Below are 14,873 nucleotides of genomic sequence, written 5' to 3'. Positions count from 1 at the left end.
TTGCATTGCAAAATATATAGCCATAACGCATAAAATTGCATTGTTTTGTTGCTTTTGTGGCTATGAGGGTATGCATAAATTTGAATCTAACCTTTTTACATGTAAAGGTGGTGGCTTTTAGAAAATTGGCATTTTCATTGAGCTTCCTTTTATTTTTGAAGGCGTGAAAGATTGATAAAAGGGTTTTTCTCAGAATTTTTTCAGCTCGGCTATATTAATATTACAATATGTTTAAGATATTAGGAATATAGAAATGAAAACAATCGACACCCATGTTCATTTGCTGAGCAGTGAAGTCTCTTTCAACCGAATTTACGACAAAGTTGCCGTGCGTTTTTTTGCCAAACGCTTCGGCATCGACGCTAAAGCCCTTGCAAAAGAGCCGTACAAAGCCTACACGGATGCGCTGATGAACTCGGTGAAAACCTCAGAGCATATTGAAAAAATCGTGCTCTTTGGTGTGGATGCAAAGGTCGATGATGAGGGCAATGTTCTTCATAAAGATAAAACCGTTTGCGCGAGCAATGAAGATGTGGCGGCGTTGTACGCGCTGTTTCCAGAGCTCATCATTCCTTTTTTCTCTATCAATCCCAAACGACCCGACGCGTTGGAACTCATCGAAAAGTACTATGCTTTAGGTTTTAAAGGGGCAAAGTTTTTGCAAAACTATTGGGGTGTTGATACGCGAGAAAAGCGGTATCGACCTTATTTTGAAAAGCTTGCGGCGCTTGATCTGCCATTGATCATTCATGTGGGAAGCGAGAGCAGTGTGCATTCGGTTAAAACGTGCGAAAGCATCGAGATGTTACGCCAACCTTTGGAAGTCGGCGTAAAGGTCATTTGCGCGCATATGGCACTTTCTTACGAGCCTCGTCACATCTTCAAAGCACTCTCGTCCAATCCAAAGCGCTTTAACGAAGACTATTTCACCTTGCTAGAGATGCTCAAAATACATGATAACCTGTACGCCGATGTTTCAGCGCTTCTGACACCCGTGCGTGCCAAAGTGTTGCGCCATCTCTCCGCACAAACCGATATTCACGCCAAACTGCTCTTTGGAAGCGATTACCCTGTGCCGTTTACCACAGTGTGGAACAGTTACGACATAGCGCTTTTAAAACGCATTTGCATAGCCCTTGAAAAAAATGTCTTTGACCGCTATGCCAAAGCGATGTTGGTCTATTTTCCTGCGAATCATCCTATTTATAACAATTATCGAAAGGTTTTGTATTTGGAAGAAAACACTTTACATGTAAAGCCCAATCCCACCATTTTCTAAGAAATACTTAAGACAAAAAAGATTATTATGTCGATAAACTTAAACATTTAGGAACATAAGATGCAAACACAATACGCCAAAGATTTACCACTTGAATGGAAACCGATGTCAGCCATTTTCATGGCTTTAGGCGACGCGCACCGTCAAAGAATTCTTTTACTCTTTGAAGATGGTGAGCGTCTCAATGCAGGGCAAATCGCCGAGGTCTCACCTTTGGCGCGCACCACGGTTTCGCATCACCTCAAAATCCTCCATCAAGCCGAAGTGCTTTTAAGCGAGAAGATCGGCAAAGAGGTCTGGTTTTGGGTCAATAAACCGCTTTTAGAAGCGACTTTTAGCAATGTCTTAAATTATTTACACGGAAACTAACATGATCAAAATAGCACTTCGCATCATCCTACGTTTTTTATTTAAACTACGTGTTCAGGGGCATTTTACAGCCAATAAAAATGAGCCAATGCTCATCATCGCCAACCATCAATCGTTTTTAGATGGCTTGATCTTAGGGGCAATGTTACCCGTTTCGCCCGTGTTTATCATCAACACGCAAATCGCTAAAAACCCTTTGGTGCGATTATTCCTTATGCTTGCCGATCATCTCACCGTCGATCCGTCCAATCCGATGGCGATTAAGGCGGTGATTCGTTTGGTGGAGAGCGGACGTCCTGTGGTTATTTTCCCTGAAGGGCGCATCACGACAACGGGCAGTTTGATGAAAATTTACGAAGGCAGTGCCTTTGTTGCGGTAAAAACCAATGCGACAGTGGTGCCTGTGATGATTCAAGGTGCGACATTTAGTAGGCTCTCGCGTATGCCTAAGACGTTCCCACACAGACTGTTTCCGCAGATCACGCTTCATTACTGCATGCCAACCAAACTTACGGTTTCACACGAGGGAACATCGCATGAAAGACGCCTACTCTCAGGCGAAGCGATGCGACATCTTATGCAAGAGTGTTCGTTTGATGCACGCCCTGCCAACGATCTTTTTGGTACCTTTTTGGATGCAATTGAGACGTATGGCAAAAACAAAGCCATCGTGGAAGACATCAAACAAGTCGAGTACACCTACGCGCAGCTTCTTAAAATGGCGCTAGGATTGGGGCGACTCTTAAGTCCTATCACTCAAAAAAACGAAGCGGTGGGTGTGTTGATGCCAACGGCGGTTGCTTCACTCGCACTTGTTTTAGGGCTTTCAGGTATGAAACGCGTCCCCGCTATGCTCAATTTCACCGCAGGTGTGGACGGCTTGCAAAGTGCGTGTACTGCGGCAGTGATTAAGACCATCGTGACTTCAAAAGCCTTTGTGGAACAAGCTAAACTCGCTCCTAAACTAGAAGCATTGCAGGGTGTGCGCATCGTCTACCTCGAAGAGTTAAAAACGTTGATGCGCTTAGTGGATAAACTCTGGCTCATGCTCTATGCGATTCACTTTCCGCGCCTTGTTGCAACGTCTCAAGATGAAAAAGAGAGTGCGGTCATTTTATTTACCTCAGGCAGTGAGGGAAAACCCAAAGGCGTGGTGCTCTCTCACGAAGCACTGCTAGCCAATATCGCTCAAATCAGTTCTATCGTCGATTTTTCCACGGAAGATAAAATGCTTAACGCCTTGCCGATTTTCCACTCGTTTGGTCTGACGGCAGGCTCTCTGCTTCCGATTTTTAGAGGCATGCACCTTTTTATGTACCCATCACCGCTTCATTACCGTGTCATTCCAGAGATTGCGTATGATCGCTCTTGCACGATTTTGCTAGGAACGAGTACGTTTTTGCACAACTACGCACGTCATGCGCATCCGTACGACTTTTACCGTGTGCGCTACGTCATTGCTGGGGCGGAAAAACTCTCTGAAAACGTACGTGAGCTTTGGTTTGAGAAGTTTGGGTTGCGCATTTTTGAGGGGTATGGTGCGACTGAAACTGCGCCTGTCATCGCGGTTAACACACCGATGGCGTATAAAAAAGGCACGGTGGGGCAGATATTGCCAGGCATTGAGAGCAAACTCATTCCCGTTGCTGGTATCGAGGAGGGTGGCATCTTACATGTAAAAGGTGCAAATGTCATGAGTGGCTATTTACGCGCCGAAAATCCAGGCGTTTTGGAAAAGCCAACTTCCGAAGCAGGCGAGGGGTGGTACAACACGGGCGACATCGTGAGCATCGATGATGCGGGCTTCGTGCAGATCAAAGGGCGTGTCAAACGTTTCGCCAAAATCGCAGGCGAGATGATCTCTTTAGAGTCTGTGGAAAAACTAGCGACGTTGACCTCAAGCGGCTTTTTGCATGCAAGCTCTTCTATTCCCGATGTTGCCAGAGGCGAAGCGATCGTGCTCTTTACGACCGATAAAAACTTAAACCGTGAAATGTTGCAAAAAAGTGCGCAAAGCAACGGTTTCCCTGAAATTGCCGTACCACGAAAGATCGTACATGTAGAAATACTTCCACTTTTGGGTACGGGCAAAACCGATTATGTTACGTTAAAATCCATGGCAAGCGAGATCGCATGAGTGCTTTTTACCTTTTAAAAACCAAACGGTTTGCGCCGTTGTTTACGGTACAGTTTTTAGGTGCGTTTAACGACAATATTTTCAAAAATACCTTGGCTATTTTGGTCACGTTTCACGCAGGTTCTTGGACGAGTTTACCTTTGGAAGTTTTAGCACCGCTTATCGGGGCGATTTTTATTGTACCTTTTTTCCTCTTTTCGGGGCTTGCAGGAGCTCTGGCGGATAAATACGACAAGGCGGCATTAACACGCTTGGTCAAGCTTTTGGAGTTTGGTTTGATGAGCATCGCCACGCTTGGATTTTACATGCATTGGTTCAGTCTGCTGTTGGTCGTGGTCTTTGGCATGGGGCTACACTCAACGCTTTTTGGTCCGATCAAATACGCCATCATTCCCCAACATATGGGCGAAAATGAACTGATTACGGCAAACGCTTTGGTCGAGTCGGGAACATTTGGAGCGATTTTGCTTGGCACGCTTGGAGGAGGGCTGATCGCAGCTTCCGCGTATGGAGGTATCATTGCAGGTGTTATGGGCATAGCAATCGCACTGATCGGTTACGTATGCAGTCGCTCCATTCCTACCGCACCTTCACTCAATGCACAAATGAGTCTTTCGTACAATATTTTTTCGCAAACGGCACAAACGCTCAAACTCTCTTATACGAACAAAACGGTGTTTCTCTCTATCATCGCCATTTCATGGTTTTGGCTCTATGGCGCGCTCTTACTTTCCCAATTTCCCGCATTCGTCAAAATCGTTTTAGAAGGCGATGAAACCACCGTGACGCTTCTGCTCAGTCTCTTTACCGTTGGCATCGGCGTGGGCTCGTTCTTATGCGAAAAACTAAGCCACCACACGATTCGCCCTTCTTTGATCATACTGGGTGCTTTGGGCATGGCATTTTTTGGAATCGACTTTGCGTTGACCTCTTCGAGCTTTGTGCCTGTAGCAGCACTCTTTTCAAGCATCACCTTTTGGCACATTTTAGTTGATTTGACACTGATCGCTCTTTTTGGCGGACTCTTTAGTGTCCCCCTTTATGCCATCATGCAAAGCCAAAGTGACCCATCCTTTCGCTCACGCATTATCGCTGCCAACAACATCTTAAATGCCCTGTTTATGGTACTGGGTGCGGTGCTTACGATGGTTTTATTGGACGCTTCATGGCGAATCCCTGAGGTCTTTTTATCAGCAGCCATCGGCACAGGCATTATCGCAACATGGATCGCATGGGTGGTTTACAAACGGATTGATTAGGGTTTACATGTAAAGAATATGAACGCTTTTTACAGGTTTAGTTTTTATTAACGAATGGTTCATATCTTGTTTAAGGTATAAGCCTATACTTTCACTTGTAAGACACATACCTCCTTTTTGTGTAGAACCTACCAATTTTTAAGATCAACGCTCGAATTGCCCGGTTCGAGCGTTTTTTTCTTCTAACATTTTTTCTTTTAACTCTTTAGCATCTTAATTTTAAAACAACACAAAAATTGATACAATAGTCAATAGTGACACTTTTGTGTAGGAATAAGGTAGAAAACTAGGACTTGAACAAAGCGTAGTGCATAGAAAAGCTCCTTCCATGCCTTTTTATCAGTAAAACTCAGCAATCCTCAATAGTCTTTACAACCACTAACCCCTTGAAATAGACGTTTATTCACATTATACTGTTTCTCAGATAGATAACCAGGTTCTATCAACATTCCTCAGTAATCTTCTTTTTAGAGTAGAAATGGTTCGTATAAAATCGAAGTCAATTGTCATACAAACACTCCTTTGGAATGCCTCCGAAGTAGCTAAAGGCATTCATATGAAATCCGATAAGCGTTTCTATCTTCTCATTATTGACATATTCCACATATGAATCCCTAGAATAATATCCATTGTTGAAACAAATGGGAGAGATTATCTTTAGGAAACTCTATCTAATCAACTTGCATTTGTTGGGCTGGTTGGGTTTCAAAGCGAATAATAGGCTCTTCACTCTTGGCACGAGCTCTTAGCTCATAACGCCCAATGACTTGCTGTAACCACCGCAAACTTCCATCGTATCCAAGCTTCTTGATCTCTTCATAAATGACGGTTAATGGTATTTCACTCTTTGTCTGCCCTGCCATCTCTAACATCTTGGCAATATGAGGTAAATAAGGATCAACGCTATTGATCACTGGAGGTCTATTGATATGGGGAATATAATCTCATCAGGAAGATTGCATAACGTCTTACGGTATCTCTTGAAACACCCAACTTTCGTGCAATGACACTCTTGCTCAATCCCTCAGCTAAAAACTTCTTTATCATTTTAATTTCACCTTTTTTTAACACTCAACTCCTTTCCAGAAATTTGAAAATGGAGTTTAATCAATTTAACTTGGTTCCTTAAGGTTTTAAATCAAAATGCAACTCTCAAATCACATTGTCAACTGACGAGTTTAGCACTTCGTCTGACAAATGTCATATTTTTCCCTATTTGTATATATTCATTATCAAAAAATTTAGTTAAACAAAATGTAAACATAAGATTACAAATATATTTTTTAAAGTGACAACACAACTCTTTTAAGGTTCTTCTAGAATTTTATTTCTATTAATTCTTAAATTTAAGATTACATTATATATTTAAAAATCTATTTTAATTATTTTATTCTTAAAATTTATAATAAATTATATATTTATTCTCCTCCATCATTATTATAAATGATAGCTATAGCCAATGTTGTATAGTCTTCACATTATTGTTTATTTAAAAAAATACTTTTATTATCTTTGCATAATTAGGCAACCATTGAGGATTATCATTCTATCGAGATATCTTATTAATACCTATAATTCTTCAACACAAATTATTCTTATTAGATATATAAATGGAGCGAAAAATGACAACAAATAGAGTGTATTTAACATATGCTAGATATGCATTAATAGGTGTTTTGGGAGCTTTTTTGGTAACAGGATGCTCAAGTCAAGATAAAAAAACAGCAGGGATGCCAGCGATGCCTCCTTTAAGTGTATCCACCTATAAAGTGATCACCAGTGATGTTCCTGTTTCACTTGAATATCCAGCAAAAGTAAAAAGTATGCAACAAGTGAGTATTGTTGCACGTGTCAGTGGTGTTTTGGAAAAGAAATACTTTACTGAAGGTAGCTTTGTAAAAGCAGGCGAAACACTCTATCAAATTGACTCAGACCGTTATGAAGCATTGATGCAAGAAGCGGTGGCAGATGTTGGTGTAAAAGAAGCGACCCTTAAACAAGCAACACGTGATTGGGAACGTACCAAAGCCTTGTTTGATCAAGATGCTGTGAGCCAAAAAGAGCGTGATGCCGCACTCTCTGCCTATGAGTCAGCAGGAGCTTCGCTCAAATCTTCACAAGCAGCGCTTAAAAAAGCAACGATTGATTTTAACTATACCAAAGTTAAAGCAACCATTAGTGGTATGACAAGCCTCAATGCTCAAGATGTTGGAAGTTATGTCGGTTCTAGTAGTGATACGATGACACTAACGACGATTACCCAAACCGATCCTATCTATGTTGAATTCTCCTTACCTGATATTGAACTTTTGAAAAAACGTTATGTGATGGGAACAGGTAACTGGAATAGTTTAGCGCAAGCAAAACTTCCTATTCAACTCTCTACCCCCGATGGCACCAAATATGCCAAAACGGGAACTTTAGATTTTATCGATAGTTATGTGGATGCTGAAACTTCTACGATTAAAGCAAGAGCCACCTTTGCTAATCCCAATAATATTTTAATACCCGGTCTGTTTGTACGTGTGAATGTAGAAGGCTTGGTCTATAAAGATGCGATTAGTATTCCTCAAAAGGCATTGTTACAAGAAGCCATTGGTTCGTTTGTGTATGTTGTCAAAGAGGGCAAAGCGACTAAAGTTCCTGTCAAAGCAGGAACCGTTCATAATGACACCTATATCATTGAAAGTGGTTTGAGTGCAGGAGATGTTGTCATTACCGATAACCTCACGAAACTGCGCCCAGGTTCTGCGGTTAATGTTATAGAAGCGAAGGAATAAAGTATGTTTTCTAAATTTTTTATCAACAGGCCTATTTTTGCAACCGTCCTTTCGATTGTTGTGATTATAGCGGGCTTGATGGGTATAAAAGGCTTGCCTATTGAGGAGTATCCAGAGGTTACGCCTCCGCAAGTTGTTGTTAGTACAACATATAATGGTGCTAACGCAGAGACGATTTCAAAGACCGTAGCTGCACCCATAGAAGAGCAAATTAATGGCGTTGAAAATATGATGTACATGTCTTCAACGGCTTCATCAACAGGCTCTTTATCGATCAATGTTTATTTTAAAATTGGAACAAACGCTGATCAAGCGACGATTAACGTCAATAACCGTGTTCAAGCAGCTCTTAATAAACTCCCAAGTGAAGTGCAAGCACAAGGGGTTACGGTGCGTAAACGCTCATCCAATATTATAAAATTGGTTACACTCGTTTCTCCAAAGCAGAGTTACGATCAAATTTACCTAGCAAACTATGCACTGATTAACGTGATTGATGAACTTAAAAGGATTGAAGGTGTGGGTGATGCTTCTTTATTTGGAACGCTTGATTACTCAATGCGTATTTGGATGAAGCCTGATCAACTCGCCAAATATAATCTTACCCCAGCCGATGTCATTAATGCAGTATCTCAGCAAAATGCACAGTTTGCCGCAGGAAGGTTTAATCAAACACCTTCTGAAAGTTCGCAAGCATATACCTTTACGATCAGTACGAAAGGGCGATTAGATAAAGTCGATGAGTTTGAAAAAATTATTCTAAAGTCTAATAAAGATGGTTCAACGCTCCGACTTCGTGATGTTGCACGTGTAGAACTTGGTGCCAAGTCATATGACATTTTAGGAAAACTCAATGGACAGCCTGGTATTCCTATTGGTATCTATTTACAATCAGGTGCAAATGCCCTTGCTACGGGCAAACGTGTTGAAGCAGCTATGGCTGAAATTGCTAAATCATTTCCTGAAGATATCGAGTACCATGTGCCTTACGATACAACAAAGTTTGTTGAAGTTTCCGCACAAGAAGTGGTAAAAACATTGATTGAGGCCCTTTTACTCGTTGTTATTATTGTTTACATGTTCTTACAAAATATGCGCGCAACGATTATTCCTGTGCTTGCGATTCCTGTATCCATCATCGGAACCTTTGCGGGGATGTATGCATTAGGATTTTCGATTAACCTTTTAACCTTATTTGGTTTGGTGCTTGCCATTGGTATCGTTGTCGATGATGCTATTATCGTTATTGAAAACGTTGAACGTATCTTGCATTCTGAAAAAGATATTACCGTCAAAGATGCAACGATTAAAGCGATGCAAGAGGTAACAGGTCCTGTGGTCGCCATTGTGCTTGTTTTATGTGCCGTATTTATCCCTGTAACATTTATGGGTGGTTTCACTGGAGCAATGTATCAGCAATTTGCAATTACCATTGTTATCTCTGTGGTTATCTCTGGTTTTGTAGCGCTTACCTTAACACCTGCCTTATGTGCAATTCTACTTAAAAAACAAGAGCCACAACCGTTTTGGTTTGTCAAAAAATTTAATGAGTTCTTTGATGCCTCAACCAATTGGTTTACCAGTGGGGTTAGCTTGCTGGTACGTCATGGAATGATTAGTTTGATTATCTTTGCAGTCATGATAGGAACAACCTATCAGCTCTTTCAAGAAATCCCTACTAGCTTAGTCCCTAATGAAGACAAAGGGTATTTGGCTACATTGGTTTCACTTCCACCTGCTGCAACTTTAAATCGTACACAAAAAGTTATGGACCAATTAGATGATATCACACTCAAGATGGACGATGTTGTGTATTCGATGGTTATTACAGGATTTGATCGTAGTAGTGGTGCGAATAAGTCCAATGCTGGAACCTCTTTTTTACTCTTAAAAGATTGGGATGAGCGTAAAGATCCATCACACCATTCGATGGTACTCAGTAAAAAGTATAATGAGGCTTTTGCAAAAATTGCAGATGCCAATATTTTTACTGTCAATCCACCTCCAATTATAGGCCTTAGTCTTACCGGTGGTTTTGAGATGTATTTACAAGATAGAGTGGGTGGTTCATTTCACGATTTAGGAAATGTTGTGAATGATGTGGTCGCTAAAGCGCGCCAACGTCCAGAATTGATGGTCGTTAGGAGTACTTTTGATTCAGCTGTACCGCAATACCGGATGAATGTTGATCGTGAAAAAGCGATGGCACTGGGTGTTTCTATTCAAAATCTCTTTAGCACACTTCAAGCGACGTTTGGTGCTTACTATGTCAATGATTTTAATCTTTTTGGACGTACCTATCAAGTCAATGTTCAATCAGAAGCTAATTTTAGAGAAAAACCTGAGGATTTAAGAAATGTTTTCGTTAAATCTGATAATGGAAAACTGATTCCACTAAGTTCGCTGGTCAGTTATGAACGTATCGTTGGGCCTGACATTGTTGACCGTTTCAATCTTTTTTCAGCTGCAAAAATCATGGGAGAACCTGCTCCTGGCTATACATCGGGTGATGCGCTAAAAGCCATCGAAGAAGTCGTAAAAGAGGTAGCACCTTCCGGTTATACAATAGCATGGTCTGGAACTGCTTATCAAGAAAAAGCTATGTCAGGAAGCGGAAGCCAAGCATTCATTTTCGGACTAGTCTTTATCTTCTTGATTTTGTCAGCTCAGTATGAGAGATGGTTGATGCCACTTGCGGTTATTACCGCGGTTCCGTTTGCTGTCTTTGGTGCGATTATGGCGGTTTATTTACGAGGACTGAGCAACGACATCTATTTCCAAATCGGTCTTTTGGTACTGATTGCTTTATCGGCTAAAAATGCGATTTTGATCGTTGAGTTTGCAATGCAAGCGCAAGAGAAAGGTAAGTCAATTTTTGATGCAACCCTTGAAGCGGCACGTTTACGTTTCCGTCCGATTGTTATGACATCACTTGCCTTTACCATTGGTGTTTTACCTTTGGCGATTAGCTCAGGTGCCGGTGCGGGAAGCCGTCATGCGATAGGGACGGGTGTTATTGGTGGTATGATTGCCGCAACAACCATTGCGATCTTCTTTATTCCACTCTTTTACAACTGGCTCGCGTCATTAAATGCGAAGTTTTCACGTAAAGGAAAAAAAGATGAAGAATAGTCTTTATTACAGTGCTGTACTAGCCTTAATTCTTAGTGGATGTTCACTCTCTCCAGAGCTGAATGTCCCCACAACACCGTTTCCAGAAGCGTACCGCTCGGATGTAAAGAGTGAAACACCGTATGTCGATGCAGCATGGTGGAACAATTACCATGATGCAAAATTGACCGCTTTAATTGAAGAGGCACTGAAGAATAACTATGATCTTCAATCAGCGATGGCCAATATCTCTTTGGCGCGTGCAACGCTTTCACGAAGTACATCGGATCGTTACCCAAGCCTTGATGTTCAGGGCTCTGGTCAGAGAATTCGAAGCAGTGGCGATACCTTTAATTCTAAAGCGCATAATACGTACAATGATTTTTCACTCAGTGCCGTTCTTAGTTATGAGCTTGATCTTTGGGGTAAATACAAAGAAGCTGAAGCTTCCTCTCGTGCTTCGTTGATCGCTACGTATGCGGCAAAAGACACGGTAAAAATCTCTTTAGCTTCCAATGTGGCGGATAGTTACTTTACATTGATTAGTTTGTATGAGCAACTCGATATTACCAATGAGACAATACAAGCAAGAGAAGAGGGGCTTAAGCGCAATGAGGCGAAGTATACGCTTGGTGCTATTTCTAAAGGAACTCTTGCCTCCGATCGTGCAGAGCTGAACAGTGCTCAAATCACGAAAGATGCGCTAGAGCAAGCGATTTTACTCCAACAAAGTGCGTTGGCTGTACTCGTAGGCAAATCACCCGAAGCCATAGCGGCGTTTAGTAAAGATGGCTTACCACGCGTTTTACCAAGCGATGTCAACGTGCCTGCCAATTTGCCTTCCGAGCTTTTAACCAAACGCCCTGATATTACCCAAGCCGAAGAGAATTTAAAAGCAGCCAATGCCAACATCGGTGTGGCACGAGCTGCTTATTTTCCAAGTATTAGCCTCTCAGGGGCACTTGGCTTTGAGAGCACACAGCTTTCTAACCTGATGAAATCCCAATCAGGGATGAATAGTTTTGGTGGAAGCCTTGCCTCACCATTGTTTAATATGGGAAAAACCAGTTCCAACGTGGAGAGTGCAAAAGCGAACAAAGAGTTAGCAGAGATTGCGTATGCAAAGACGGTTCAACAAGCGTTTCAAGATGCCTATGATGCCCTTAACAAACGACATACTCTCACACAAAAACTAGAGCATCAGCTCTCCTATGAGAAAAATATTGAGCAAGTGTACTTACTCGCTAAAAAACAGTATGAAAATGGCTATGGCGATTACCTTACGCTTTTAGATGCAAAGCGTAATCTACTCTCAGCAAAACTGGCTACATCACAAACGAAGCAAGCTTTGCTCAGTTCAGGGGTTTCTTTGTACAAATCACTCGGGGGTGGTTGGGATAAAGAGGTGTTTGAACGACACGCTGATACCCTTTAATATCTTTACATGTAAACGTAAAAAGTGTTTTATGAATCTTTATAAAATAATATATTTGCAGAATAAGGCAATGAATAGACAAAATCATTCTATCGATAAATTGAAAAATGGCTTATAATTTTTTAATAATCATCATAGGAGAAAAGTCATGAAATACAGAAAACTAGGTAACAGTGGTTTAGAAGTCTCTGCATTAGGCCTTGGTTGCATGGGGATGAGTTTTTCTTACGGCCCAGCACAGGATGAAAAAGAGATGATAAAGCTCATCCATAAAGCTTATGAGAGTGGCATAACGTTTTTTGATACCGCAGAAGTTTATGGCCCTTATATCAATGAAGAACTTGTTGGAAAAGCACTGGAGCCATTGAGGGACAAAGTTGTTCTCGCGACAAAATTTGGTATTAAAATCGAGGAAGGAAAACAGATTGTTAGCAGTGATATCTCCAAAATAAAAAGTGGCGTAGAAGGTTCTCTTAAAAGATTGAGAACAGAGAGCATTGATTTGCTTTACCAACACAGGGTTGATCCTAATGTTCCCATCGAAGATGTCGCCGGCGTTATTGCTGAACTGATTAAAGAAGGGAAAATAAAGCACTGGGGACTCAGTGAAGCGGGAATTGAAACCATTAAAAAAGCGCATAAAGCCCTTCCCTTAACAGCGATACAAAGTGAATACTCCATGATGTGGAGAGAACCTGAAAATGCATTATTGCCGCTTCTTGAAGAGCTTGGAATTGGTTTTGTGCCCTTTAGCCCTTTGGGAAAGGGTTTTTTAACATCAACTATTGACAAAGAAAAAACATTTGGAAAGGATGATTTTAGAAGTATTGTTCCAAGGTTTTCAAAAGAGAACTTAAGTGCAAATCAAATTTTAGTTGATTTAATCAATGAGATAGCCAAGAGTAAAAATGTGACAGCTTCTCAAATCGCATTGGCATGGGTCTTAGCACAAAAATCTTGGATTGTTCCCATTCCTGGAACAACAAAACTCAATCGACTTGAAGAAAATATTGGTGCCATTAACGTTGAATTTACAGTACATGAATTACACGAGATCAATCAATCTTTAGCAAAAATCGTCATTTTTGGGGAACGTTATCCAGAAGAAATTGCCAAAAGAGTCGGCAAGTAAGTTTTTTAGAATGTATCAATCTATTGAGAATCATCAAATCTTAAATTTAAAGAAATAAATAGGAACGAAATTGTGTTCATTAAGGTGAGCATCTACGCTCTAGATATGTAAATTTCATAAGGAGACACAACATGAAAAAGCAATCAAATGAGACAGATCACGTGCAAGATACCCTAGAGTCCAATACAACTCACGATAGCAATCGACGAAACTTTATGTTAACAGGTGCTATAGCTTTGGGTACGGGAGCTACAGGGCTTTTAAATCCACTTTCAGCTCAGGCTGCAGAAACCAATCCAACAAACAAAGTAGGAGATCAAGGGCCGTACCCAACAATGGGAATGGCTGTGTATTCAGCAACGGAGCCTCTTAAACCTCTACATTTTCAAAGAAGAGCGTTAGGTCCAAAAGATGTTGCAATGAAGCTTCATTATTGCGGTGTTTGTCATTCTGATATCCATCATGGTCACGAAGATTGGCGAAAAGAAAAATTTCCACTCGTTCCCGGGCATGAATTAGCCGGTGTTGTAACGGCTATTGGCTCAAGTGTAAGTAAATTTAAAGTAGGGGATCGTGTTGGCGTTGGCTGTATGGTTAACTCGTGCCATCATTGTGAAATGTGCGATATGGGAATGGAGCAGTACTGTGAAAACGGTGCAGTGTTTACATATGGTTCGACTGATCGTGATGGAACGATGACGCAAGGAGGATACTCAACTTTTAATGTGGTGAATGAAGATTTTATTATTCATGTCCCAGCTGCTGTTGATTTGGCAGATGCAGGTCCAATGATGTGTGCGGGAATTACCGTGTATTCACCTTTTCGTCATTGGAGTGTTGGACCTGGCAAAAAAGTTGGTGTTGTAGGACTTGGCGGGTTAGGTCATATGGCAGTAAAAATTGCAACAGCCATGGGTGCTGAAGTAACTGTAATTACCACATCTCCGGATAAAGTAGCCGATGCCAAAAATTTTGGTGCAAAAGAGGTGATTGTTAATCCTGATAGTACGGATCTTTCAAAATTTGATCGCTCCTTAGACTTTATTATTGACACAGCTCCTTATAAACATAAACTTGACAAGCTTTTTACACTCTTAAAACAAGACTCCACGTATTGCATGGTTGGCGTCGGAAAAGTCAATGATCCTTATGAAATTGGACCATTTTCATTGCTTCGTACGCGAACTTCGTACGCAAGTTCACAAATCGGGGGTATTCGTGAAACACAAGAACTAGTAGATTTTTGTGCACTTCATAACATTAAACCTCAAATCACTAAAATTGCAATGAGTGAGATTACGGATGCATGGGAAAAAGTGGTTGCTAAAAAAGCACGTTATCGTTACGTGATTGATATGCAAGCATAAGAGA

Annotated in this window: 11 protein-coding genes; 9 read left to right on the top strand and 2 right to left on the bottom strand. The window is 41.2% G+C overall.

What is annotated here, in order from left to right; translation table 11 throughout:
• Positions 1-253: 253 nt before the first annotated feature.
• From SJPD1_RS10505 to SJPD1_RS10490, 4 genes are read left to right on the top strand one after another with little or no spacing between them, the layout of a single operon-like run.
• A complete protein-coding gene (locus SJPD1_RS10505; RefSeq protein WP_096047124.1) occupies positions 254-1,279 on the top strand; it encodes an amidohydrolase family protein in 1,026 nt (341 codons plus the stop codon).
• A gap of 60 nt (positions 1,280-1,339) precedes the next feature.
• Positions 1,340-1,648, top strand: coding sequence for an ArsR/SmtB family transcription factor (locus tag SJPD1_RS10500; protein ID WP_096047123.1), 309 nt, complete (start codon positions 1,340-1,342; stop codon positions 1,646-1,648).
• A 1-nt stretch (position 1,649) separates the two neighbouring features.
• Positions 1,650-3,785, top strand: a complete 2,136-nt coding sequence (gene aas / locus SJPD1_RS10495) for a bifunctional acyl-ACP--phospholipid O-acyltransferase/long-chain-fatty-acid--ACP ligase (RefSeq protein ID WP_096047122.1) — start codon at positions 1,650-1,652, stop codon at positions 3,783-3,785.
• Positions 3,782-5,044, top strand: coding sequence for an MFS transporter (locus SJPD1_RS10490; protein ID WP_096047121.1), 1,263 nt, complete (start codon positions 3,782-3,784; stop codon positions 5,042-5,044). The genes aas and SJPD1_RS10490 overlap by 4 nt, the downstream gene beginning before the upstream one ends.
• 671 nt (positions 5,045-5,715) lie before the next feature.
• Here the strand turns inward: SJPD1_RS10490 and SJPD1_RS10485 are convergent.
• Both SJPD1_RS10485 and SJPD1_RS14995 read right to left on the bottom strand, forming a co-directional pair.
• A complete protein-coding gene (locus SJPD1_RS10485) occupies positions 5,716-5,958 on the bottom strand; it encodes a hypothetical protein (protein ID WP_096047120.1) in 243 nt (80 codons plus the stop codon).
• Between the two features lie 7 nt (positions 5,959-5,965).
• On the bottom strand, positions 5,966-6,091 hold the full coding sequence (locus tag SJPD1_RS14995; protein ID WP_226372301.1) for a helix-turn-helix domain-containing protein: 126 nt from the start codon (positions 6,089-6,091) through the stop codon (positions 5,966-5,968).
• Between the two features lie 575 nt (positions 6,092-6,666).
• Here SJPD1_RS14995 and SJPD1_RS10475 point away from each other — a divergent pair.
• From SJPD1_RS10475 to SJPD1_RS10455, 5 genes are all read left to right on the top strand, one after another.
• Positions 6,667-7,824: an efflux RND transporter periplasmic adaptor subunit gene (locus SJPD1_RS10475; protein ID WP_096047118.1), complete on the top strand. Its 1,158-nt coding sequence runs from the start codon at positions 6,667-6,669 to the stop codon at positions 7,822-7,824.
• 3 nt (positions 7,825-7,827) lie between these two features.
• Positions 7,828-10,956, top strand: coding sequence for an efflux RND transporter permease subunit (locus tag SJPD1_RS10470; protein WP_096047117.1), 3,129 nt, complete (start codon positions 7,828-7,830; stop codon positions 10,954-10,956).
• Positions 10,946-12,370, top strand: a complete 1,425-nt coding sequence (locus tag SJPD1_RS10465) for an efflux transporter outer membrane subunit (protein ID WP_096047116.1) — start codon at positions 10,946-10,948, stop codon at positions 12,368-12,370. The genes SJPD1_RS10470 and SJPD1_RS10465 overlap by 11 nt, the downstream gene beginning before the upstream one ends.
• Positions 12,371-12,518: 148 nt before the next feature.
• Complete coding sequence (locus tag SJPD1_RS10460) at positions 12,519-13,502, top strand: aldo/keto reductase (RefSeq protein WP_096047115.1); 984 nt, start codon at positions 12,519-12,521, stop codon at positions 13,500-13,502.
• 131 nt (positions 13,503-13,633) lie between these two features.
• Positions 13,634-14,869, top strand: a complete 1,236-nt coding sequence (locus SJPD1_RS10455) for an NAD(P)-dependent alcohol dehydrogenase (RefSeq protein WP_210394362.1) — start codon at positions 13,634-13,636, stop codon at positions 14,867-14,869.
• Positions 14,870-14,873 lie beyond the last annotated feature (4 nt).

It is taken from the genome of Sulfurospirillum diekertiae, from assembly GCF_002309535.1.
GTDB lineage: Bacteria > Campylobacterota > Campylobacteria > Campylobacterales > Sulfurospirillaceae > Sulfurospirillum > Sulfurospirillum diekertiae.
The sequence above is the reverse complement of the archived record's forward strand: the minus strand, read 5'-3'. Positions and strand labels throughout refer to the sequence as shown.